Source organism: Sporolactobacillus inulinus, from assembly GCF_006539285.1.
Taxonomy (GTDB): domain Bacteria; phylum Bacillota; class Bacilli; order Bacillales; family Sporolactobacillaceae; genus Sporolactobacillus; species Sporolactobacillus inulinus.
The window spans coordinates 1-24,010 of the sequence record NZ_BJMS01000010.1 but is presented as its reverse complement, the minus strand read 5'-3'; the positions used below and the strand labels follow the sequence as shown (position 1 = coordinate 24,010).

Sequence of the window (24,010 nt, the reverse complement as noted above, 5' to 3'; positions counted from 1 at the left end):
AAAGGGTCGAGGTGTTCTAAACGCATGAAGATTGCATTGATTGCCCATGATAAGAAGAAACCGGAAATGGTCAATTTTACCATCGCCTATAAATCACTATTAAAAAAGCATGAATTGTATGCGACTGGAACAACAGGATTGAAGGTGATGGAGGCGACAGGCTTAACGGTTCATCGCTTTCAATCGGGACCGCTAGGCGGTGATCAGCAGATTGGTGCAATGATTGCCGCCAATCAAATGGATTTGGTTGTCTTTCTTCGCGATCCGCTGACTGCTCAGCCGCATGAGCCTGATGTTAATGCTCTGCTGCGATTAAGCGACGTATACCGTATTCCGCTTGCGACAAATCTCGCTTCAGCAGAGATTTTGATGTATGCATTGATGCATGGCGAGCTGCATTGGCGAGAGCTTCTGCATCAGAACAAAGAAAATAAATAAGCACAGTTTTTGTATTGAAATAAATGAGGTGTCCTTTTGCGTTTTCCTTTTAAGCAAGCTGCACAATTACTTGATCAATTAATCACACATGGATTTGATGCGTATATTGTTGGCGGAGCAGTACGCGATTATTTGCTTGGGCGACCAATCCATGATATTGATATTGCAACGTCGGCGCGGCCAGCTGACGTTGTCTCTCTATTTAAACGGACCATACCGGTTGGCATCGATCACGGTACGGTTGCCGTTCTTTCAGGCGGAAAAACTTATGAAGTCACCACGTTTCGTTCCGAAGCAGCTTATGAGGATTATCGCCATCCCAGTCAGGTTGCTTTTGTGTCCTCGGTGGATCAGGATTTGATGCGGCGTGATTTCACCATCAATGCTTTAGCAATGGATCGAACGGGAAAAATCATTGACTTATTCAATGGACAACGTGATCTGCGCATGAAACGCATTCGCACAGTGGGGTGTGCTGAGGAGCGGATCACTGAGGATCCGCTGCGCATCATGCGTGGGATGCGCTTTGCATCAGAGCTTGAATTTACACTTGGCAGCAGTGAGTGTCACGCTTTTCGCAAGCAGGCAGCGCTATTAAAAAATATTTCCATTGAACGGGTGAATCAGGAAATGACGCGTCTGCTTGCGGGAAAAGCGGTGACTCAAGCGCTCCGGCTGCTTTTTGAAACGCAGTGCATCCATGTACTGCCGCTGCTTGAGCAGGCAGATGCTAAGGAGGTCCTTGACGTTCATTTTACTGTGCTTCGTTCTGATGCTGAGCGATGGACTGCATTTCTTTCCGCACTTGGCATCAAGGACAGCCATGCCTTTGCAAAAGCATGGAAGTGGTCCAACCGCCTGCGACAGCAAACCGCCCGTCTTTTAGATTTGTTGCAACTGCGCAAGGCGCAAGCGTGGACGAGAGAAGCGGTTTATTCAGCGGGGCAGGACAATGCCAATGCTGCTGATCGTGTATGCGCTGCACTGGGAATGATTTCGCAAAGCAGCTTGGCTGATCGGGAATGTGACGTCAGGAGGATATGGGAAGCATGTCCGATTCATTCGCGAGCGGAACTTGCCGCAACTGGAAATGAATTCAAACAGTGGGCCAACAAACGACCGGGACCATGGCTTGCTCAAGTGATCAGTGAACTCGAGCGTGAAGTAGTCAATGAGCGGGTAAAAAATGAGACGGAGGAGATTCGATTATGGTTCAAAGAGTGGAGCACTCAACAAAAGGAGCAATTCTAAAACTGCTCTATACACACAATGATCAATTTCTTTCCGGACAATGGATCTCTGAACACATCGGCTGCTCACGAACGGCAGTATGGAAGCACATTCAATCACTAATCGCTGAAGGGTATCGGATCTCATCGGTACAAAAAAAAGGCTATAAGCTTATTGATGCCCCAATGGGATTAAGTGAAGCAGCGGTAAGCGCCCATCTAACAACAAAGGTAATTGGGCGACACATCTGTTTTTATGACTCAATAGGATCAACACAGAAAAAAGCGCTGCGCCTTGCTGATGAAGGTGCTGAGCACGGAACCGTTGTACTAACCAATGAACAGACAAGCGGGCGTGGAAGACTGGGGCATACGTGGCAATCGCAGCGTGGGACGAACATTGCGTTGAGCTTAATTTTGCGACCGGAGCTTCCGATCGACCAAACGCCGCAGCTTACATTACTAACCGCTGTGGCAGCGGCTGAAACCATTGAAAAACAGGCAGGCTTGTCATGCGGCATCAAATGGCCAAACGATCTATTGTTTGAAGGAAAAAAACTTGTCGGAATTTTAACTGAACTAATGGCAGAGGCTACTTATGTAAAAGCTGTGGTAATCGGCATCGGATTTAATGTCAATACAACTGCTTTTCCCGATCCAATAAAAAGCGAGGCAGCCTCCTTTGCATCGCTGACAGGAAAACAGTTTGCCTTAGCGCCGATTGTGCAGCAATTTTTCGCTTCGTTTGAGACGCTGTATCAGTTGTATTTGAGCGAAGGATTTAAAAAAATACGACCGCTTTGGGAAAAGCGTGCGCTGAATTTAGGAAAACAGATAAAAGTACGTCAACCTGGGGGACGCGTTCTCATTGGTACGGCATTGGGGATTAATGATGACGGAGTGCTGCGATTGAAAAAGACGGATGGAACCATTGCAAATGTATATTCTGCAGATGTTGAGTGGGATTAAAGCGTTTCAATTATCGCACAGAACGAGCAGCATTTTGTTATAATTATTTAAAAGGGTGGAATCACGCAGTTCGTGTATGAGGGCAACGGATGGTTCAAACAAAATGATCTTGCAATCTGCCGGCAGAATCGATACGATTATTTTGCTGAGCAAATGAAGATAAACCCGAAAGACCGGGTTTACCCGCAATGCATCAGTCGGTTTTCAGGAGCTTTTTTCCCATAACTGGGTAGGCGTAGTTTAAACGGAAAGGGTAAGGGTAATACCCGCCAGTATTTGGCAATGGCGGCACCGCGTGACGCGTGGTTCGCCAGATACATAAAGTGATTCGGGTGATTTTTTGAGAACAACACGAACATGGATTTATGGCACTGCTTTTACTGTGTTATTGATCTTGATTTTTGGTGCTTGGCATTTGTATTCAAGCAACATGAGTGATCAAACGCGTGACGCGGCAGCAGCGGTTGACAAAGCAAAGCAGCATTATTCCTTTGATCGCGTGCTTTCTGTTTCAGCGTATCATGGAACAGATGCCTATCAAGTGGTGAAGGCAAAAAGAAATGGGAAAACGGTCTATTTTTGGGTGCCCGACGATTCGAAAAAAGCTGCTTATATTGAACGCAGAGCAAGTGACGGGCTAACAAAGAATCAAGTCTTGGCCCTTTTTGAACGTCAAATGTTTGATGTTAAACGACTCATTTCCGTTCGACTCGGGGCAATCAATGGCAATCCGGTATGGGAAGTTACCTTTTTAAGCACGAATCAACATTATAATTATGTTTCATTTTATTTTGATTCTGGGAAAGAAGCACAACGAATTCTAAATTTGTGACCGTGCTGATTTTGATAAATGTTCAGGGAGGAAGAGAGAATGCAATTTGCAAGAAGAGCGGAGATGATCACTCCGTCAAGCACGCTTGCCATTACAGCGAAGGCAAATGAATTGAAAGCAAGTGGGTTTGATGTCATCGGGCTAGGGGCAGGACAGCCAGATTTTAATACACCTGAATTTATTATTGATGCCGCAAATGAGGCTGCACAAGCAGGACATACGAAATATACGCCTTCGGCAGGTCTTCCAGAACTGAAGGATGCCATTATTAAGAAATTAAAGCGTGATCAAGGATTTGACTATGAACGAAATCAAATTATTGTTGGAAATGGTGCGAAGCACGTTCTCTATTTGCTCTTCCAAGCCTTGCTGAATCCATCCGACGAAGTCATTATTCCCGCCCCATACTGGGTAAGCTACACGGAACAGGTTAAATTAGCTGGAGGCGTTCCGGTTGCAATTGAAACCTCCGAGCGCAGTCATTTCAAAATCACGGTTGCTGATTTGGAAAAAGCAGTCACTGCAAAAACGAAAGCAGTGCTGATTAATTCGCCAAGTAATCCGACAGGGATGATCTATTCTAAGGAAGAACTTGAACCGATTGCTGAATTTTGTGTGAAAAATGATCTTGTGATTATTTCAGATGAAATCTATGAAAAACTCGTTTATAATGGAAACCATTTCTTCTCAATTGCACAATTGTCTAAATCGGTGAAAGCACAGACGGTTGTTGTGAACGGAGTCTCTAAGTCGCATTCAATGACTGGTTGGCGCATCGGCTATGCGGCAGCGGATGCGGCCTTAATTCAAGCGATGACCAATATAGCAAGTCACAGTACATCAAACCCGGCGTCAGTGTCACAATATGCGGCAATTGCGGCGTATAATGGTCCTCAAGAAAGTATCGAAGACATGCGCCAAGCGTTTGAACAACGATTAAATACAATATACCCGAGATTGATAAATTTACCTGGTGTAACTTGCGTCAAGCCCCAAGGTGCCTTTTATCTCTTCCCAAATGTACGACCATTGAGTGATGCATGTGGTTTTACATGTGTTACAGATTGGGTCAAAGCATTACTAGACGAAGAAAAGGTTGCCGTGGTTCCCGGTGCAGGGTTCGGTATGCCTGATTATATCCGCTTATCCTATGCGACATCCTTAGATAATTTGGAAAAAGCGCTCGATCGCATCGAACATTTTATTAAAGAACATACAAAGTAATCAGTTATATGAATTCGGGGGTTGTGGAAAAATGAATGTAAGAATTTCTGAAGTGAAAAATCATTTAGGCGATGAAGTGACCATTGGTGCATGGCTGGCCAACAAACGATCAAGCGGTAAAATTGCCTTCTTGGAACTTCGGGACGGTACTGGATTTATTCAAGGCGTCGTTCTAAAAAATGAAATTAGTGAAGAAAATTGGGAAACGGCGAAAGAATTGACGCAAGAAAGCTCGCTCTATGTTACGGGGAGTGTTCGCGAAGATAAACGCGCGCCAAGTGGATTTGAGTTAACGGTCACTGACCTGGAAATTATTCAAATGGCGCATGATTACCCGATCACCCCTAAGGAGCACGGTGTTGAGTTCTTGATGGATCACCGGCATCTGTGGCTGCGTTCCAGTAGGCAGCATGCCATTTTACGCATTCGCAATGAAGTGATCAAAGCAACTTATGATTTCTTTAATGATCATGGCTTTATTAAAGTTGATCCGCCGATTCTGACCGGAAGTTCAGCAGAAGGAACCACCGATCTCTTCCATACAAAATATTTCGATCGTGATGCGTATCTCTCGCAAAGCGGGCAGCTGTATATGGAAGCTGCTGCAATGGCTTTTGGAAAGGTATTCTCGTTTGGACCGGCATTTCGTGCTGAAAAGTCGAAAACACGGCGGCATTTGATTGAATTCTGGATGATTGAACCGGAAATGGCCTTCTGCGATCATGAGGAAAATCTAAAGGTCCAAGAAAACTATGTGTCTTATCTTGTTCAACGTGTTCTGAACCATTGTCAACCGGAGCTTAAAGCGATTGGGCGTGACACGACAAGACTGGAGAAGATTAAAGCGCCGTTCCCGCGAATCAGCTATGATGAAGCGATTGACTTCTTAAAGAAAGAAGGATTTGACGATATCGAATGGGGCGACGATTTTGGTTCACCTCATGAAACAGCAATTGCTGAACATTTCGATGTCCCGGTTTTCGTTACGAAATACCCGACAAAAGTTAAGGCATTCTATATGAAACCGGATCCTGAACGTGACGATGTCGTTCTTTGCGCCGATCTTTTGGCACCGGAAGGCTATGGTGAAATTATTGGCGGAAGCCAGCGAATCGATGATCTGGACCTGATGAAGAAGCGCTATGAAGCGTTCCATCTTACGGATCCTGCGTACCAGTGGTATCTGGAACTTCGCCAATACGGCACGGTTCCGCATTCAGGATTCGGGTTGGGTCTAGAACGAGCAATCGCATGGATTTGCGGATTGGATCACATCCGTGAGACCATCCCGTTCCCGAGATTGTTGAACCGTATCTATCCTTAATCGAAGTTATTATGATGATCAGAGACTCGGGTGTTCCCGAGTCTCTTACTCTTTTTGCGGTGCAACTAGAGAGAATCTCCATCAGTACATGACCGCAGTCTGTGATGATCCATGCTATAATGGATAATGAGGTGTCATCGAATTATGGATATGAATTTCATGCTTGAACTCGTCGAGAAGGGCAGTGTCACTGTCCCGTCACTACTTATTGAAAACTATCATGGTATTGGTTTGAATGAGCAGGAATGTATGGTGCTGATTCAAATCCACTCATTTCTAAGTAAAGGTGACGATTTTCCAACGTTTGACGATTTGGCGAGCAGAATGAGTTTTGACGAAACTGCGTGCGCGGATTGTCTGCGTAGCTTAATCCAACGCGGCTATTTGGCAATCATACAAAAAAATGATCGTAAAATTTATTCTGAAGCATACTCTTTGGAACCACTTTGGAACAAGCTGATTCGCGCCGCTTACTCAAAAAGGGTGAGCAAGGTGTCAACAGAAAACGATGATAAGCTGTATACGTTGTTTGAAAATGAATTTGGAAGACCACTTTCGCCAATTGAGTGCGAGACGCTTGCGATGTGGCTGGATCAAGATCACCATTCGCCAACGTTGATCAAAGGCGCCTTGCGTGAAGCAGTTCTATCCGGAAAAATCAATTTCCGTTATATAGATCGAATTTTATTTGACTGGAAGAAAAACGGGATCAAAACATTGGATCAAGCCAAGAAACATGGTGAAAAAATCAGAGCCCACCAGCATCACAATACAGGGACCAATCAAGAAAAAAGCGATGTTCCGAAAATGCCGACGTATAATTGGCTAGGCAAACTCGATTAGGAAGGTGCAAACTCCTGAACCAAAAACAATGTGACTACATCTTAACGACGATCGCAGACATGTTTCCTAATGCTCATTGTGAATTAAACCATTCCAATCCTTTTGAACTGGCGATTGCGGTGATGCTTTCCGCACAATGTACCGATTCCTTAGTCAATCGCGTCACCCCGGGTCTTTTTCAAAAATATCACGAACCTGAGGACTATCTGGCTGTACCCATTGGAGAACTCCAAAATGATCTGCGCTCTATTGGTCTTTACCGTAATAAGGCAAAACATATACGGCAAATGTGTCAGATGCTGATTGAGAAGTATAATGGTGAGCTACCAACAACTCGTGACGAACTCATCAAACTTCCCGGCGTTGGACGAAAAACAGCAAATGTGATTGTCTCGGTAGCATTTGGTGAACCCGCACTGGCGGTTGACACACATGTTGAACGGGTAACCAAAAGACTGGGGATCTGCCGATGGAAGGACAGTGTCCTTGAAGTCGAGAAGACATTGATGCGGCGTGTTCCCAGGGAGAAATGGTCGGAAACGCATCATCGTTTGATTTTTTTCGGACGCTATCATTGTAGAGCACAGAATCCGAAGTGTCCGGAATGTCCGCTTCTTGACGTGTGCCGTGAAGGACAGAAACGAATGAGAAGAGGTGAAAGCAAGTTTGACAAAGCCATTTCCAAAGCTTGAACTGCCTCAATCGTTCCAAATTTTCCCATTTTACGAAAAGCAGCAGGTTATTGACGGTATGCTGTCGGAAAAAGCGGTTTATCAGATTCCCTTTCTCTATGATTTACTTTATATAAATAGGCCCAATCAGCTGGAAAAATGGCCCTGGCAGGAAGCGTGCAATTTTTTTCATGCCTATTGGAAGGAGCGCAGCGAAACACTTCGCGTGCTTTTTCGTCAGCGTGATCAAGCTTTGGTTCGAAAGCCAATGGTTCGTTGTATTGCTGCATTCATTGATCAGCTTTGCTGGTCTGCGGGCGCTCCGGTTTCCTCATTAGTTCATGACGATTTGATCCAACAGATCAAGGATGCCCCATGCGCACCATTGAACATTGAGGAACGACTTGGTTACTTGCTTCGTCAACCGGCGCGTTATCTGGCGTTTATTCAGTTGGATGAATTGGAGCAGGAATTTACCAAAAAAAGAGCAGCGAACATGCGCCGTCTTAAGAAAGATTAATGAAAGCAGAAAAAGCCCCCATCATTGTGATGGGGGCTTTTTCTAGCGATTAAGGCTGTGCACTGCCTGCAGGCGATCTGGTCGATCCACTGCTGCTGGTAGCCGCAGGTGACGCCGGTGGAGCAGAGGACTTAGGAGCTGAAGCAGGCGGTGCCGATGATGATGAGCCTGGAGGAGAAGCAGGTGGTACTGATGAAGATGAGCCCGGAGGAGAGGCAGGTGATGAACCTCCGCTGCTGCTCTCCGCAGGAACACTGCTTGACGACTCAGGAGGTACGGAGCTGCTGCTATCTTCACTACTACTGCTGCTTTCGCTGCTTGAAGAACTGCTTTGCTCACTGCTGCCTTCACTGCTTGATGCATCCGACTTACCCGAGCCGAAGTGATTCGTGACATTTGAATGCGCCACAGCCAATTCTCCGTTGCTCAATGGTTCAACGGAATTTGGTCTTGTGAAATCCGGAGCACCAACCATAAATTGAGCCATAATGTTTCTGAAAATGGTTTTTGCATATTGTTGTTCGGTCGGCCCGAGAAAAGTACCATAGTCTTTGTCATTTTTTTGCTCATTTTTAACTTCGTAACCCGTCCATACAGCGGTAGTCAATCGTGTATTGTAGCCGACGAACCAAGAGGCGAGGGCGCCATGACTTTGCTGTGCGTCTGATATCCCATATTGCTTCGCGTAATCATCAGGAATATTATGTGTGCCGGTTTTACCCGCCATGTTTGATCCGGCTATATTTGCACTGCGCCCGGTCCCTCGCGGATTCGTCATGACATCTTTAAGCATATCGGTCACCATGTATGCCGTATAGTCATGCATCGCAACACGACGTGTATGGTTCAGCTGAATCACTTCTCCGTCCGGTTTTACAATTTTTCGTACTGCGTAGGGCTGATTGTATATTCCCTTATTGCCAAAGGCAGCATACGCGCCGGACATCTCGAGCGGGTTGGAACTGAATCCGCCGCCGCCAATTGAATAGCTTTCGCCAAGCTTTTTAAGCGTTTCGCTTGGGATACCGAGCTTTTTGGCAAATGTACGAATACTACCTGTACCTTTCGCCTGATCAACCTTCTGGAAGGTTTGCAGAGCAGGAACATTTCGTGACAGGTAAAGCGCTCGGCGCATTGTCATTGGGCCAAGGAAACGATGGTCAAAGTCATTGATCTTTTTTCCCCAACTGTATTTAACATCCGGTGTATCGTCGACTTGAAAGTCGGTTGGCCATTGTAAATAGTCGATGGCTGGACCATAATCCATAATTGGTTTGGCAGTGGAACCGACATTGCCGCTTCCCGCTGTTTTATAAGAGCGGTTGTTGTTCATTAAATAGGTGTAGTTGCGCCCTCCGCCAAGGGCACGAATCGCTCCAGTTTGCGTATCAATCACCGAAACGCCGGCGTTGAAATTCTTTTGTACAACCGGGAAATTTTGTTTATTATTCAGCACGTCTTGCGCCTGATTCTGAATCTCCGGATCCAAAGTGGTGTAGATCTTCAATCCTCCCGAATTGAATTCCTGTTCCGTAATTACTTTTTTATCCTCAACCAGTTCTTTGCGAACGAAATCAAGAAAGGCGCTATATTTGCGATTGCTGACCTTAATTTTCCGATGTCCTTTTGTCATTTGCTTCATCGAAACGGTTTTTGCCTTCGCTGCTTCTTCCGAGGAGATGGCATGATTGTGCACCATCAAGTCGAGAACCAAATCACGGCGTGTTTTTGCCCGATCAGGATGCTTGATCGGGTCATAGTAGCCGGGGTTCCGGGTCATCGCCGCAAGCATTGCTGCTTGATCTAAAGTGACATTCTTAACATTTTTGCCAAAATAGCGTTCAGAAGCAGCGGCTACACCATAAGTGGGTCCCCCGCCGAGATAGATTTGATTTAAGTAAAACTCAAGAATCTGCTTTTTGGTGTAACTTTTCTCCAATTGAATCGCTAGATACATTTCTTGAATCTTACGTGTAAAGGTCTTATTCTGAGTGAGCATTGCATTACGAACGACCTGCTGTGTGATCGTACTTGCTCCTTCAGATTTATCCCCCTTCGTAAACTGGGCGACGCCTGCACCCATGATTCGAATCGGGTCGATACCGATATGCTTATAGAAACGAACATCCTCTGTGGCTATATAAGCATCTTGAATACTTTTAGGGATGTTATCGATATCTGTATACATGCGATGCTCGCCGGAGTCGACATCTGTTGCTTTCTTATCATTTTGATCATAGAGGACCGATGATATTTCATTATGCAACGCATTCGCCTTTAATTCCGGCGCCTTACCGATCACAGCGAAGACGAAAATCGTCCCAGCCAAGATCAAGAATAAGAAAACCAGCAATAAAAGAATGAAAGTCCGTTTTACCCAATGTTTTTTTCCACCGGATTTCTTTTTCTTTTTTGCAGGTTTATGTGGTTCGTTTTTCTGTTTTTCTGCTTCGGCTGCGCGCCGTCTTTCCATTCGGGTATGGTATTCAACCATGACTGATCCTACCTTTCCAAAAAAACCTGTCCCATGGTTTACGTGACATAGTATTCGAGAGTTCCCGCTGATTATGACTTAATTAAAAGTAGACTTCACACACATTTTGAAGATAATCGACACGTGGAAGATACTTTTGCGGAATCAATGAACCATGATCCTGAAAGATTCGTTTCGGGATTGACTTGCGGCCGCCGTTTAAAGATTCGTCCCAAGCTGCCGCTAAATAATCCGCATCAAGCAGGAAAATCTCCGAACTCTTTGTGAATTTGACAATGATAAAACCAATACCGCCGTGTCGTTTAATCCGTTTCATATGCTCGACTTGATGGCGATGAAAATTTTTTAAGGGAATATAGTTCTCGTGCGTCGTTTCCTTTGCCTCAAAGTCTATGTATCTCCCTTGATAGATGCCGTTGTAGTCGGTAGTAGAAGCTTTACGAAAATAAGCTTCCGTAATCTTGGCAGCGCTTCGCTTCGGATAGTCTACATGGACAATTTGTATTGGTGTCGGCTTTTTGTAAATCACTGCCTGATCCGTTTCGATGTAATAACGGTTTGTCACGTTCAAATCTTCTTCTAATGACATGCCGCGGTGCCCATAGACGACATCCGAAGCGGGGGCGGATTGGACCGCTTGACTTTTTCCCTTATAGGGCTGTCCATTGGGATAAAAGACGTTCATGATGCGGCTGCTCCTTTCCATTCATTAAAAGCAGTGTAGTCTGCTCTATTCTTAGAACAGTATACCAAAGTACGCTGCGAAGGGGTTAATTTTATTTAAAACGATCCAATCGATCGAGGTTGCTTGCGAGAAAGGGCTAGTTTTGAAAGTTTGCTGCTAGTTTTGTCGAGTGTGCAGGTGATCTCTCTCTTTTATTGAACCTCTAAATTAATCAAACTATGAGAGAAGGGACGTCCATGCACTCAGTAAAAAGCCTTGGTATGTCGGTTCGTGAACTGAATTTTCGGATGGATTATTTAACCTTGCAACTGGAACAATTGGATCAAAAAATTATGCGCAATAATAGTGAGTTAATTGAACAACAGTTGGATTTATGCAAAAGAAAGATGGACCATTCAAAAAGGAAAATGAATCAGGTGGATCGGATGCTTGAAAAAGCGGCTCGTGGTACAGAAATCTACTATTCAGACCGACTAGAGTCGATATTATTTAAACCGAACACAAACGACTCTAAGGATCAGAACCGTTCAGCCTGAATGATGCAACAGGCACGCTTGGGATGACGTTTCATCAATCACAATGAGCAGACTTGGTGAATTGACAATTTGGTCATGATACACTAAACCTAATCAACTTGTTTATGGAGTGAATCAGTGTGCCTATTGAATCAGAGTCCCGGCTGCATCAGCTGACGGTAAAGCTGAGGGAGTTCAACCAAACCGCCTATCAACAGTATGCGGAACAAACACAGGATGAAGCGTATCAGACCGACTTTTATGGCAAGGTCAAGCCATTTGCCGATGCAATGCAAAAGCTTGTTGATGAATGGCGTCCATTAGCGGAACATTGGGTCAGAAAGTGCAAACCAAGATATGTTTTTCCGATACAAATTAAGGATACTAGCGATAACTTAACAATTATCTGTGTTACGGCATTTCAGAAGGACACGCGCAGACGGCGATTTTATGAAACCATTAAATCGATTGACTATGTTTTGGAAAATATTCAAGAGCAGTTGGAGCAGGACCTAAAGTGAATCATGCTGCCATCCGGATAAATGAGATCAGAACAAAGATGAAATAGGGGATGCCCAGAAACAGAATTGCATAGTACATGATTTTTGTGACCCATTCAAAGCATTCTTCAGCAGAAAGGTGCTCAATTTTTTGTCTGAGCTGCTGCAACGAATCATTTAATGGATCATTTTTTTTGGATAATGGTGTGGTATGTGTTTTTTCCATGAATGCTTCCCCCTAATTACTGACTTTGATAGACTATATGGCTTGTCCGATGAAAATATGCATAAGGTGGAAGATTCAGTGAAGCATTGGTCTTACCTCAGCAATCGTTTTGCCATTGAATGTTTTAAACCCTTCATTCAGTGCAATTAATTTCCCAGCATAAACCGGATAGACGGCGGCAAATCCTCCATTTAGGATATAGTGCTGCGTCTGGCTGTAGGATTTCAAAAAAAGAAGGTAATCTCCGTCGGCGAGCGGTCCTGTATAGAGATTATTTAGAGGATCCGACGGCTGGGGAAGTGGATCGATCCCGGTCGTCAGCAGTTTAACCGGCTCCTGAACGCTGCCTTTGAGCACTTCATGAATCTGCAGCAGTTGTTCTGCATTGACAAAGTGCGCACCGGAAGGCAATCGTTTTCCGGTATTCCATCTTTTGATTGATTGATTCAGATGCGCGTATACGATAAGGTCCGATTGTTGGACCATTTGCTGACTGTTTTCGGGTTGAACGGTTTTGATAAGTTCATTCATTGATTCTGCGTGTATGTGGGTAGGATGGCAAATAAGACTGGATAGCAGGAGAACAGCGACCAGCAGTGTGCGGGAAGAACGACCTAGCAGCATTTGCGACAGCTCCGATCTTTTTTGTTTAGCTTAATTCACAGCGCTGCATTCTATACATGGGAAAGCATGATGGATTGGACAATTGATGATCATTCAAGGGGTTAATCTTGAACATTTCGTGAAGGTATAGTATGGTTAATCTGTTAGAAAAACTAAATGATTCGTTCGTCCACTAGGGGTGCTGTTTGCTGAGAGGGCATGGTCCCGACCCTTGGACCTGATCTGGTTAATACCAGCGTAGGAAAGTGGTAACTTAAACGTTATTCAAACCGCTTTCGTCGTACAATGAAAGCGGTTTTTTGAACTTTTCAAACAAGGTGACCGGATGAATGGGGGAACAATCAAAATTAAAGGGGGAACAGATATGGCTCATGAAAAAAGCCGTAATCTGAAGCTTAATTTAACCGATATTCTTGTAACGATCGTGATTGCACTTGTTTTTGGACTGGTCTTTCGTTTAATGGGACCTGTCTATGATTTGGTACAGCCGCTCGGAATACATCTGGATGCGCTTCTGTATGGAATTTGGTTTATAGCGGCACCATTTGCTGCACTTTTAATTCGTAAACCCGGTGTTGCATTTCTGGCAGAGACCGCTGCAGCGCTCGCTGAAATGCTGTTTGCGGGTAGCGGGGGCGTCATCAACCTCTATTATGGTTTGCTTCAAGGGGCATTTTCAGAAGCGATTTTTGCCGCATGGCGCTACAAGAAATTTTCGATCGGCGTTGCTTCATTGTCCGCATTCGCTGCATTAATTGCATCAATCATTCTTGATGCCGGCTACGCATACCTGCCTTTACTCGCCGGATGGAATCTGATCTTATACATCGTTTTTCGTTTAATTGGTTCCATTTTACTTTCAGGTTTATTTCCATATGCTTTGGTTAAAGGACTTGAGAAGACCGGTGTCACGCAATCGCTTCGTCCGGTAACCAAGGAAGATTACGATGTCCTTAAGTAGACGGGAAGAGTGGGGCGTTGATAATCTGCGTCTGGCATTCCCAAAGAAAAAATCGATGTTATTTAAAGATCTTTCCTTTCATTATAGGAAAGGTGAGCGAGTATTGCTCTTAGGACCGTCAGGGTGCGGAAAGTCCACACTGCTTCAAGTTCTTTCTGGTCTCATTCCAAACAGTATCCAATTACCGATGCGCGCAGAACACTGCGTGATACCGGAAAACTGGGGGTATATTTTTCAAGACCCTGACACTCAGTTCTGCATGCCGTATGTTGATGAGGAGATTGCATTTGTTCTGGAAAATCGACGTGTACCCCGAGAGCAGATGCCGTCTCTGATTCAGCACTATCTGAACTTAGTCGATCTGAATTTGACCGATAATCATCGGTTGATTCGTACGCTCTCAGGAGGGATGAAACAGCGGTTGGCCATTGCCAGTATTCTCGCACTTGAACCGGAAGTACTGTTCGTGGACGAACCGACTGCATTACTTGATCCATCCGGGACCCGCAAGCTGTGGGAGACCGTGCAACAGATTGGAAATGACCGTACGCTGATTATCGTTGAACATAAAATTGATCACGTGCTTGACTTTATTGATCGCGTCGTTCTCTTCAACGAACAAGGAGCCATTTTTGCCGATGGCCCAAAACAGGAGATTCTGTCCCGTTACGAAAAAAAGCTGGATGAATATGGGATCTGGCATCCGAGAAGCTGGATGAACCACCACATTCACCAGCAAAATGATTCAAAGAAATCCATTCAAGGCGAGCGTCAACTCAGACTTCATAACTTTGCCGTGCTCAGGCAAAGGGAAGTTAAATTCTTTGCTGCATCTTTAAACATTGACAAAGGGGAATGGATTGCAATCATTGGTGAAAACGGAGCAGGGAAAAGCACGATGATCGAAGGCATTATGGGACTTCTTAAATCAAAAGGTAAATGCGTCTGGTCCTTTGGAGATCCTGCCGAACATGTACAATTCGTCTTTCAAAATCCTGAATATCAGTTCGTTACCGATTCGGTCCAGGATGAACTTGCGTTTGGCCTTCGGGTTAGAAAGCTGGATGAGCCTGAATGTGCCGATCGTGTTGAAGACCATTTACGCCTTTATTCTCTTGAACAACAGCGCCATCAGCATCCGTTTCAACTGTCGATGGGGCAAAAGCGGCGGTTGAGTGTCGCATCCGCATTAATCACTTACCCGGATGTGCTGATCTTGGACGAACCGACATTCGGACAGGATGCCAAGAATACGTTTGCACTACTCGATTTATTTCAAAAGCTCCAACAGAGGGGAACGACGCTGATCATGGTGACTCATGAGATGGAGATCGTACGACACTTTGCCAGCCGTATCCTAAAGGTTGAGAATGGATCCATTGTGATGGATACACAAGATGAAGGTGTAGGAAAGGAGCAGGGGCATGGATACGGTTTGGGGAAACACGAACAAATTATTTTTTAAAGTGAATCCAAGTCTGAAATTTCTCCTTGTCTCTTCGCTGTTCATCTTGTATCTGTTCGTCACGAATCTAAATACAATGATTTGGACAGCACTCTTGTTTTTCATCCTGTATTTTTTTGTCGGCGGGTTATCAGGCAAGTGGTCGTTTTGGTTTGTGATTCTGACCTTAATCGTCTCGCTGTTTAGTGCGTCGGCGATGATTTTTTTCGGAAAAGGCAGTTCAGTCCTTTTTCAAAAAGGACTGATCCTCATTACACGGGAAAGTCTGGCTCGAGGAATACTGCTCGGTCTTCGAACGTTTACGTTTAGCTTAATCGGCATGGTTTTTGCAACAACGACGCAGCCGGTTCCGTTTTTCTATTCATTAATGCAGCAGCTGAACGTTCCAGCCCGATACGCTTATGGGTTTATGGCTGCTTTTCGCATGATTCCAATGATGGCAGAGGAATTTGTGAAGATCCGCCAGGCGATGCGTGTGCGCGGGATGAACCGTCAAAAAGGACTTAATGAGTTCTGCAAGCGTATGACCCGTTATTGCATTTCCATGCTCGCTCAATCGATTCGCCGTGCACAGCGCACGGCAATTGCAATGGAAGCAAAGCGTTTTTCGATGACTGCGGAACGAACCTATTATTATAAAATCAACTGGAGCAAAAAGGATATTTACTTTGTGCTCATTATTTTTTGTACGGTAACACTCGGTTTTGTTCTTTCGAATGTTCTGCCGATTACCCCGTATACGAATGTTCTTGATCATTGAGTCTCAACAGTGCATGATTGGTGTAGGATGTTGGGAGGGATAAAGTGGTCAAAACAATATTAATTACGGGAGCTACAAGCGGGATCGGCAATGCTTTCGCAAAATTGTTTGCTCATGAACCGGTGCACCTGATCCTTGTATCACGCAACGAAAAGATGATGGGCAAGATGAAAGATGAGATGCCGCATCGGAACGTTACGATCATCAAAAAAGATTTAAGTGCTGTGAATGCCGCTCGCGAGGTTTATCAGGAGGTAAAGCAGAGGGGGCTGGTCGTTGATCGGCTCATTAATAATGCAGGGTTTGGGTTAATTGGTCGTTTCGATCAAGTGCCGATCGAACCGATGAGTGACATGATCCGACTTAATTGCAGCGCACTGACCGAACTCAGCTATTATTTTCTTGCCGACATTAGAAGTCGATCAGGAAAGATCATGAATGTCGCAAGCACGGCTGCTTATCAGCCTGGCCCATATATGACGGTGTATTTTGCAACGAAAGCCTTTGTCCTTTCTTTTTCCGAGGCACTGTCTGAAGAACTGAAGGGAAGCGGGGTGACGGTAACTGCGCTATGTCCTGGACCAACGCATACAAATTTTGGAACGACCGCACACGCGGAAAATGTACGGCTCTTCAGCCGCTCGATGGATGCGCATCGGGTAGCAAAGCTTGGCTATCAAGCAATGGAACGGGGGAAGCGGGTTGTTATCCCCGGTGCGCTTAATCAATTCGGTGCTGTTGCTGCAAAATTTCTCCCAAGAATTTTGGGCGCGAAAGCTGTGAAGATGGCAGTGCGACCAACAAAGCACTAAAAAAATCCGAAAGGTCATAAGCACCTTTCGGATTTTTAATGCAGCAATTTTTTAGTTTTGCTGTTCTTTTGCCCGCTGAAGTTCCAAATCGCGCAGCGCGGAACGCATAATTTTGCCTGATACAGTCTTAGGCAAATCGCTAACAAACTCGATCGCCCTTGGATATTTGTATGGAGCGGTATTTTTTTTCGTGAACTTCTGCAACTCCGGTATCAAAGCCGGACTTTCTTTGTAGCCTTCTTTCAGAATAACAAAGGCTTTAACAATGTTTCCACGGACTGGATCAGGGCTGGCGACGACGGCACAATCTTTAACCGCCTCGTGCTTCAGAAGTACATCCTCAACTTCTGAAGGCCCGATTGTATAACCCGAGCTGATGATGATATCATCACGTCTGCCTTTGAACCAGAAATAGTTGTCCTTATCCCTTGACGCACGATCACCGGTTAGGAAGTAATTACCGATAACTGATTTTTGATACCGCTCCGGCTGCTGATAATAGGTTTTGAACAGTGCTGGAAAATCGCGGCGAACAGCAATGTTTCCGACAACGCCTTCAGGAACCTCATGACCTTCTTCATCAATGATCGTGATAAACTCATCAAGGATCGGCTGTCCCATTGAGCCAATGCGAATATCTTTACCAACGAGCGTACCGATCAGCAAGGTGCTTTCGGTCTGACCATAGCCATCTTTGAGCTGAAGATCAAACGTATTCTTGAATACATCGATGACGCCCCGATTCAACGCTTCTCCTGCAGAGCAGGCGGTATGAAGCTGGGAAAGATCATAGTGATCCAAATGGTCGACTTTGGACATCAATCGATATTCGGTTGGTGTGCAGCAAAGGACATTAACTTTGTAATCTTGAAGCAGCTGAAGCTGTTTTTCCGGATGGAAGCGTCCAAAATAAACGAGACCGGTGACGCCTTTTCCAAGCACGGAAAGGAAAGGACTCCAAATCCATTTCTGCCATCCTGGACCTGCGGTTGCCCATACCGTATCTCCTTCACGTACATCAAGCCAACGTTCGGGAGCAATTCTCAGGTGAGCATAAGCCCATGCATGGGTGTGCACCACGCCCTTAGGCGTGCCCGTTGTTCCGGAGGTGTAGGTGAGAAAAGCCATATCATCTTTCTCTGTATCAACAGTTGTATAGGTAGTCGGCGCTTGATCCATTAGCCGGTCCATTGAAAGCCATCCGTTTGATTCGCCGGCAACGGAAATCTTATGTTGAAGAGATGGCATCGTCTCATCGATGTGATCCACCTGTTCGGTGAATGCTTCATAAACGACAATTGCTTTTGCTTCACCCTGATTAATGCGATAACTGATATCTTTGGAGCGCAGCATCTCAGAGCCTGGAATGACCGCAATCCCTGCGCGCAAGGCACCTAGATAGATGACGTAAGCGTCGATGATTCTCGGCACGATCGTCATGATTTTATCGCCTTTTTTTATACCTAAATGGTTGAGTACATTGGCAAATTGCTTTCCTTTTTGAATGAGTTCATGATAGGTAACGGTTCGTTTTTCACCCGCTTCATTTTCCCAGTACAAAGCGATCCGATCTGAATCAAACCGATCAATTTCATTTGTAAGATTGTATTTCTGTGGTGCAATAAGGTCTGTGAGTTCCATTTTTTTCGCCCATCTCCCTATAAGGTTCACTTTTGAAGTAAGCCATTCAAAAGTGGTGTTATAGGTTAATATTAATACCTGGTGCTAAATATTACAACTCTTTTTAATTATTTTGTTTGATGATCTTAGCCAAGGCTTCGGCGAATGCTTGAGAACTGCGCGTGATTTCCTGTTGGTTATTATCGATACCGCCAATTTCAACCAAAAGGGCATTCTTTGACAAATCCTGATTGTATACCCCGTTTCCCGTTAACTTTGTTTTGCCGACAATTCCACGAACTAGATCTGGATAACGCTTATCAAGCTCGGATTTTACTTTTTTAGCCAGATAAAGGTTGGCAGAATAATTTGGATTCGCTTCACCAATGATGATACTGATGCGTGCAAATGAGGTGCTGCCGATTTTCATGGTCGTGACGCTTTTTCCAGAAGAATCACGATGAATGTCTATGAGATAGTTGAGGCTTGATGTTTTTTTCAATTCCTTTTGAACCATCGCTCGTGAACTTTGATATGCCTCATTATAGCCCCATCCTTGCTTGATCAGATGGACATAACCAATTCCGTTTTGCGCAAGCACTTGGCCGACTTCTTTTCCATCGATGGCGACACTCTTATTCGGATCGGTTGTGGTGACCTGTCCATTGTTGATTGGATTATACGACTCCCATGGGTGCGTATGATAGAGCAACACCGTCTTTTTTAGCTTCTCATTGCTTTTATTGGGTTCATCTTGTTTCGGTTCATCAGGCTCAGGCGTTTCGATATTAATTTGTGGCGGCGGGGGATTATCTTTGGGGAGATTTGTATAATTCAGTCCCTTTCCGGCGACAAAAATTCGTGTATTATAAATCGAAAAGCCTGGAAGCTCAGAGCCAAACAGGCTGCGATTGTCATCAAAATGTAGCTCCGTGATTGCTTCAAAGATAACATGAGAAAGCGATTTGGGACGTTCTTGCTTGTCCAATGCATGGTTAAAGACGTTATTTTCATTGCCAAAGGTTTCAGTGAGCAGTACCTCGGCAGGCCAGTCAGCTTTTTGCATTGCGTCTTCAACGGCGCCAATTTTGAATTGGCTGATACTGATCAAAATCGCCAAACCATAAACCAAAGTGATAAAAAAAAGGTAGTGGAAGAGGAGCGATGGTTGGGCTGTTTGCTGCATTTTTAGTGTTGGATTGATTTTTTTCAAGCTTGTCCCTCCCGATTTTGCTGCATGCTGCTCTATTAATCTATGATCCGAAGGGGACAAGATAGAAGTATTTTTTCAAGCGTAGCCGATAAATGAATCCGTCAAAAAGAAAGTGTAAAGATAAATTTACATTCCTTTAACGTTTTACCTCTTTATTTGCGTTCGATTTGATTGAACACTTATAGAGTAGGAAACGACACAGGTCAATGGAGTGTGTGAAACGATGAATCGAATGCGCAAACTGTGGGAGAAAAGTACAATCAGCATGAAATTTTCAGTTGGCTTATGGGTAGTCATCATTCTGATGTTTCTCTCAGCTGCAGCATCAACACTTTTACTTTACCAGTCTATGAAAGGAGCAGAGGAAGCACGTGCGGCGGGTGAACGTGCGGCGCAAATTACTGAAATTGGAACACTATTTAAATCAAAAGATGCGCGCATCATTGATTATCTTCTCGAACCTGGGGACCGATCTGTGAAGCTGTACACGCAAGAGCAGACCAAACTCAACCAAGCGGAAAAGAATTTAAAGCCTTATATGAATACACCCGATCAGAAAAAATGGTTTTCTCAGATTATAACTGATGATTCACGGCTGTTTAATCTTTTTCAAAGTGAATTTGTGCCTGCGGTTCTGATGAATCAGAAAAAGGAACTTTCAAGAGTGCATCAAGAACAGAATGCGATTCAAGCAAGAAGCATAAAGCGCATTAATCAATTGCGAGATTCAGTCATTGATGAACAGCAACGGGCGATGGATCTTGTTCGAAAACAAGTCGTCGGGGCGATGCTTTTTCTAGCCGTGAGTATCGTCGTGACGCTTTTAATCAGTTGCGCGATTACATGGCGCGTCAGCAAAGAAATGAAGCACTCATTCAGATACGTCATTGGACTTACCGAACGGATCGCTGGCGGCGACTTAACCGAACATGAGAAAGCAAAAACAAATAAAGATGAACTCGGCTTGATTGCAGATTCCATGGAAAAAATGAAAGCTGATCTGCTCGGACTGATTCGGATGATGGTTGAGGCAGCGAAAAGATCTAAAGCAAGTGGACAAGCGTTAATTCAATCGACCCAGTCCGTCTCAACGGAAAGCAAAGAGATGATCCGAATCATGGATCAACTCGCCCATGGTTTTGATCGGCAAGCGGCAAATACCGTCCACATCGCACAGTTCACTGAGAATTTTAGCGAACGCTTAACCAAGGAAGTTGCCATGCTTTCCTCAGTGCTCCATCAAGCACAGGACGCTTCAGACTTGACGGAAACCGGACGGTCAATGATTGAAAACTCGCAGCAGCACATGAAGACGATTAAATTGAGTGTGAACGACTCAAGCCGCAAAATGGAAGAGTTTAAGCAGCAATTGGCACAACTGACTAAATTCATTGAATCCATTGGCCACATTGCAGGGCAAACCAATCTATTGGCGTTAAATGCGGCGATCGAAGCGGCGCGAACAGATCAAGAGAGCAGTGGATTCAGTGTAATCGCCGATTCGATACGAAACCTGTCGAATCAAACCTCTGAATCGACAAAGGAGATATCCCTGATGCTCAGCGCGGTGTACAAGGGATTTGATCGTGTCAAGGATGCGCTAAATGCGAGTCAAGAACAGGTGGCGAATGGCGTCCAGCAGATTACAAATACTGGGGAAGTATTATCAGTCATTAATCAGGATGCACTTGATATACGATCAAGCTTAACGGATGTATCGTCAAACTTGAATGAGGTCAGCTTGATCGGTGTGCAAATGAAGCAGTCAATTACTGAAGTTGCTGCAGTCTCTCAGCAATCTGCGGCAAGTGTTGCTCAAGTGAATCAGTCGATGAACAAAATTGAGCGATCCATTGGTCGATACATGAAGGAAGCAAAAATGATCGAAGATACGTCCAATCAATTTGAAAAGGTGATTCAGCGCTTCAGACTAGAGCATTAATATTTTCCAGTCAAGTTCTGCAAGCGATTCATTTATCCACATAAAAAAAGAGCTGCCGATGTGATTGTCGGCAGCTCTTTTTAAACAGTTGCTCTGTGTTCGTTGGGCGGAGCAGTCTGCATAGCATCTACAAGTGAGCTAACATAACCAACGGCAGAGCGAATTGTTTCCGGATTTGTGATGTCGACATGCGCTTTTTCGATCAATTGCTGCGGGGTAAGTCTTGAACCTGCTTTTAGAACAGAGAGCCAACGATTGATTGCTGGCTGACCGTCTTTTTCAATCTGAGCAGCAACTGCCGTTGCAACCGTTAGTCCTGCGGAGTACGTGTACGAATACAATCCTGAGTAATAATGCGGCTGCCGCATCCAGGTTAATCCATCACGTTCATCAAGTGCAACGGCATCACCCCAAAACCCTTTGAGCGTCTCATTGAATAGCCTGGTCAGTACTGAAGCTGTTAATGCCTCGCCATTTTCGGCCAGGCAGAATACTTTCCGCTGATAAACACCTTCCAGAAGATGGGTAACAAAATTGTGATAGTAGGTACTCAAAAGACGTTCGGTGACCGATCGTTTCATTTCATCTGATTTTGCTTGCTGTTTCAGATAACGGGCGAGAATCAATTCGTTCATCGTAGAGGGTGCTTCAATAAAAAATAGGGAAGGGCGGTAATTCGCTAACTTTTGATACTTTTGAGAGAGCATAAAGTGTCCGGCATGTCCGAATTCATGGGCAAGGGTGAGAATGTTGCGGATGTCTCCGGTCCAAGTCATTAAGATATAGGAATGCGCACCGTATGGAGAAGAACAGAAGCCGCCGGTTGATTTTCCAATATTATCGCCGTAGTCCACCCAACGGTTATTGAGACCTTCTTCAATGATTGCATGATATTCCGGGCCCATTATTTCTAAGGCTTCAAGAAGCACTTTTTTACTATCCGTAAATGTCGTTTGTGGGGCGGAGGTATCGATCGGAGCAAGCAGGTCGGCATAGGTCATGCGATCCAGTTTAAGAGACTTTTGTTTTATTTTTGCGTAACGCCGCATATGCGGTGCCAGTTCTTTGTAGATAATATCCAATTGGTTCATGTACATTGATTCGCTTACCTGTTGTTCTTGAAGCATATACTCCGTTGCTGATTTGTAACCGCGCAGTTTGGCAAGTGCAATCGTTTTTGCAACTTCGGCAGCATACACGGCAGCAAAGGTATTCGTATAGGTGGCAAGGGTTTCGGTAAATGATGCATAGGCGTTTCTTCTTAACGTGGTATCACGACTCGATGCGTATCTGTTTTCATAAAGTGTGAAAGACATAGGCAATGATGTGCCCTTGCTGTCAGTAACCGGATGAAACTGCATGTCGGCAAGCTTACTGCGTGAATAGATTGTATAGGGAGCATCAAGCACTTCCGAAAATGCCTTAATCGTTTTTTCTGCTTCTGGATGCAGGCGATGTGGTTTTCGAAGCAAAAGCTTATCAAAATACGGTGCGTATTCCTTCAGTTCAGGCGTGGCTTTCTCAAAATCCGCCAGTTTGTTTTCATCTACAGCCATCAATTGATCCTCAAAAAAAGACAACTGCGTTTCAATTTCAGTAATGACCGCATCAACGCGAGCGGCATCCGCTTGGTTTTCGGCGTTGCTGCTGTCGGCGGATTGCTTCAGGCTCACGTAAGCAGATAGACGCCAAAGCCGACCTTTTAAAGCGAAATAGGTTTCCAAGGCTTGATAGAGCGCCTTGCTGCTGTTGGTCATGCTGCTTTTTTGTGCAATGATTTTCGCTACTTCAACATTCATATCATTAAGTTCTGCTACATAGGCTTCTTGGGTAGGAAACAGATCCTTGAGATTCCAAGTCTGTTCTGTTGGCACTTGCTCTCTTTTTAACCGTTGTTCCAATGCTATCCCTCAATTCTCATCATTCGTTCTCTATAGTTTAGCATATAGCCAGCAAATCTGTAGGTTATGGCGCACGCAATCAAAAGAAAGCCATTCCATAAGACGACCCACAATCGTTTAAGCAAAAAGAAGACTGAAAAATTCAAGTTGGTCATTCATTTGTAAATTGGCACAAAGGCAGGATTTTCAGGGTTTAGCGAATTTAAGTACTCTCTAAAAAGTGATCTTACCTTTAATAAATT

The 24,010-nt window shown here is 44.6% G+C and carries 23 protein-coding genes and 1 riboswitch; of the genes, 16 read left to right on the top strand and 7 right to left on the bottom strand.

The window, feature by feature from the left end:
- Positions 1–24: 24 nt before the first annotated feature.
- From mgsA to SIN01_RS02140, 9 genes are all read left to right on the top strand, one after another.
- Positions 25–438, top strand: coding sequence for a methylglyoxal synthase (gene mgsA, locus SIN01_RS02180; protein WP_010023143.1), 414 nt, complete (start codon positions 25–27; stop codon positions 436–438).
- A gap of 36 nt (positions 439–474) precedes the next feature.
- Complete coding sequence (locus SIN01_RS02175) at positions 475–1,689, top strand: CCA tRNA nucleotidyltransferase (protein WP_010023142.1); 1,215 nt, start codon at positions 475–477, stop codon at positions 1,687–1,689.
- Positions 1,647–2,636, top strand: a complete 990-nt coding sequence (locus tag SIN01_RS02170) for a biotin--[acetyl-CoA-carboxylase] ligase (RefSeq protein ID WP_010023141.1) — start codon at positions 1,647–1,649, stop codon at positions 2,634–2,636. Before SIN01_RS02175 ends, SIN01_RS02170 begins: the two co-directional genes overlap by 43 nt.
- Before the next feature lie 340 nt (positions 2,637–2,976).
- Positions 2,977–3,468 carry a cell wall elongation regulator TseB-like domain-containing protein gene (locus tag SIN01_RS02165; RefSeq protein WP_010023140.1) on the top strand — a complete coding sequence of 164 codons (492 nt, stop codon included), beginning with the start codon at positions 2,977–2,979 and terminating at the stop codon, positions 3,466–3,468.
- A 39-nt stretch (positions 3,469–3,507) separates the two neighbouring features.
- On the top strand, positions 3,508–4,692 hold the full coding sequence (locus SIN01_RS02160; RefSeq protein ID WP_010023139.1) for a pyridoxal phosphate-dependent aminotransferase: 1,185 nt from the start codon (positions 3,508–3,510) through the stop codon (positions 4,690–4,692).
- Positions 4,693–4,723: 31 nt separating this feature from the next.
- Entirely contained in the window at positions 4,724–6,016 is a 1,293-nt protein-coding gene (gene asnS / locus SIN01_RS02155; protein ID WP_010023137.1) for an asparagine--tRNA ligase, read from the top strand.
- Positions 6,017–6,160: 144 nt separating this feature from the next.
- Positions 6,161–6,859, top strand: a complete 699-nt coding sequence (locus tag SIN01_RS02150) for a DnaD domain-containing protein (RefSeq protein ID WP_047034747.1) — start codon at positions 6,161–6,163, stop codon at positions 6,857–6,859.
- Positions 6,860–6,873: 14 nt separating this feature from the next.
- Positions 6,874–7,551 (top strand): endonuclease III, encoded by a 678-nt coding sequence (gene nth, locus SIN01_RS02145; RefSeq protein ID WP_272947197.1) that lies wholly within the window; start codon positions 6,874–6,876, stop codon positions 7,549–7,551.
- On the top strand, positions 7,526–8,050 hold the full coding sequence (locus SIN01_RS02140) for a YpoC family protein (protein WP_010025068.1): 525 nt from the start codon (positions 7,526–7,528) through the stop codon (positions 8,048–8,050). The genes nth and SIN01_RS02140 overlap by 26 nt, the downstream gene beginning before the upstream one ends.
- A 49-nt stretch (positions 8,051–8,099) precedes the next feature.
- Here SIN01_RS02140 and SIN01_RS02135 read toward each other — a convergent pair whose 3' ends face one another.
- Both SIN01_RS02135 and recU read right to left on the bottom strand, forming a co-directional pair.
- Positions 8,100–10,544, bottom strand: coding sequence for a transglycosylase domain-containing protein (locus SIN01_RS02135; protein WP_141305924.1), 2,445 nt, complete (start codon positions 10,542–10,544; stop codon positions 8,100–8,102).
- A gap of 82 nt (positions 10,545–10,626) precedes the next feature.
- Positions 10,627–11,229 (bottom strand): Holliday junction resolvase RecU, encoded by a 603-nt coding sequence (gene recU / locus SIN01_RS02130; protein WP_010025071.1) that lies wholly within the window; start codon positions 11,227–11,229, stop codon positions 10,627–10,629.
- Positions 11,230–11,465: 236 nt separating this feature from the next.
- Here recU and SIN01_RS02125 point away from each other — a divergent pair, with 236 nt between their 5' ends.
- Both SIN01_RS02125 and SIN01_RS02120 read left to right on the top strand, forming a co-directional pair.
- Positions 11,466–11,765, top strand: coding sequence for a hypothetical protein (locus SIN01_RS02125; protein WP_010025072.1), 300 nt, complete (start codon positions 11,466–11,468; stop codon positions 11,763–11,765).
- A 119-nt stretch (positions 11,766–11,884) separates the two neighbouring features.
- Positions 11,885–12,265 carry a YppE family protein gene (locus tag SIN01_RS02120; protein ID WP_010025074.1) on the top strand — a complete coding sequence of 127 codons (381 nt, stop codon included), beginning with the start codon at positions 11,885–11,887 and terminating at the stop codon, positions 12,263–12,265.
- A gap of 1 nt (position 12,266) precedes the next feature.
- Here SIN01_RS02120 and SIN01_RS02115 read toward each other — a convergent pair whose 3' ends face one another.
- Positions 12,267–12,470 (bottom strand): hypothetical protein, encoded by a 204-nt coding sequence (locus tag SIN01_RS02115; RefSeq protein WP_010025075.1) that lies wholly within the window; start codon positions 12,468–12,470, stop codon positions 12,267–12,269.
- A gap of 75 nt (positions 12,471–12,545) precedes the next feature.
- On the bottom strand, positions 12,546–13,001 hold the full coding sequence (locus tag SIN01_RS02110) for a hypothetical protein (protein ID WP_141305923.1): 456 nt from the start codon (positions 12,999–13,001) through the stop codon (positions 12,546–12,548).
- Positions 13,002–13,258: 257 nt separating this feature from the next.
- Positions 13,259–13,355, top strand: a riboswitch (TPP riboswitch).
- 103 nt (positions 13,356–13,458) lie between these two features.
- On the opposite strand from SIN01_RS02110, the gene SIN01_RS02105 reads away from it, so the two are divergent.
- From SIN01_RS02105 to SIN01_RS02090, 4 genes are read left to right on the top strand one after another with little or no spacing between them, the layout of a single operon-like run.
- On the top strand, positions 13,459–14,055 hold the full coding sequence (locus SIN01_RS02105) for an ECF transporter S component (RefSeq protein ID WP_010025080.1): 597 nt from the start codon (positions 13,459–13,461) through the stop codon (positions 14,053–14,055).
- Positions 14,042–15,520, top strand: a complete 1,479-nt coding sequence (locus SIN01_RS02100; protein WP_010025081.1) for an ABC transporter ATP-binding protein — start codon at positions 14,042–14,044, stop codon at positions 15,518–15,520. Before SIN01_RS02105 ends, SIN01_RS02100 begins: the two co-directional genes overlap by 14 nt.
- Positions 15,480–16,280 carry an energy-coupling factor transporter transmembrane component T family protein gene (locus SIN01_RS02095; protein ID WP_010025082.1) on the top strand — a complete coding sequence of 267 codons (801 nt, stop codon included), beginning with the start codon at positions 15,480–15,482 and terminating at the stop codon, positions 16,278–16,280. The genes SIN01_RS02100 and SIN01_RS02095 overlap by 41 nt, the downstream gene beginning before the upstream one ends.
- A 44-nt stretch (positions 16,281–16,324) precedes the next feature.
- Positions 16,325–17,092, top strand: coding sequence for an SDR family NAD(P)-dependent oxidoreductase (locus SIN01_RS02090; protein WP_010025084.1), 768 nt, complete (start codon positions 16,325–16,327; stop codon positions 17,090–17,092).
- A 51-nt stretch (positions 17,093–17,143) separates the two neighbouring features.
- On the opposite strand, the gene mbcS is transcribed toward SIN01_RS02090, so the two are convergent.
- Positions 17,144–18,733, bottom strand: coding sequence for an acyl-CoA synthetase MbcS (mbcS, locus tag SIN01_RS02085; protein ID WP_010025086.1), 1,590 nt, complete (start codon positions 18,731–18,733; stop codon positions 17,144–17,146).
- 103 nt (positions 18,734–18,836) lie between these two features.
- Complete coding sequence (spoIIP, locus tag SIN01_RS02080; protein WP_010025087.1) at positions 18,837–19,925, bottom strand: stage II sporulation protein P; 1,089 nt, start codon at positions 19,923–19,925, stop codon at positions 18,837–18,839.
- Between the two features lie 223 nt (positions 19,926–20,148).
- On the opposite strand from spoIIP, the gene SIN01_RS02075 reads away from it, so the two are divergent.
- A complete protein-coding gene (locus SIN01_RS02075; RefSeq protein WP_010025088.1) occupies positions 20,149–21,867 on the top strand; it encodes a methyl-accepting chemotaxis protein in 1,719 nt (572 codons plus the stop codon).
- Between the two features lie 80 nt (positions 21,868–21,947).
- Here SIN01_RS02075 and pepF read toward each other — a convergent pair whose 3' ends face one another.
- The gene (gene pepF, locus SIN01_RS02070; RefSeq protein ID WP_010025089.1) at positions 21,948–23,768 is read right to left on the bottom strand and encodes an oligoendopeptidase F; all 1,821 of its coding nucleotides are present in this window, start codon (positions 23,766–23,768) and stop codon (positions 21,948–21,950) included.
- Positions 23,769–24,010: the final 242 nt, after the last annotated feature.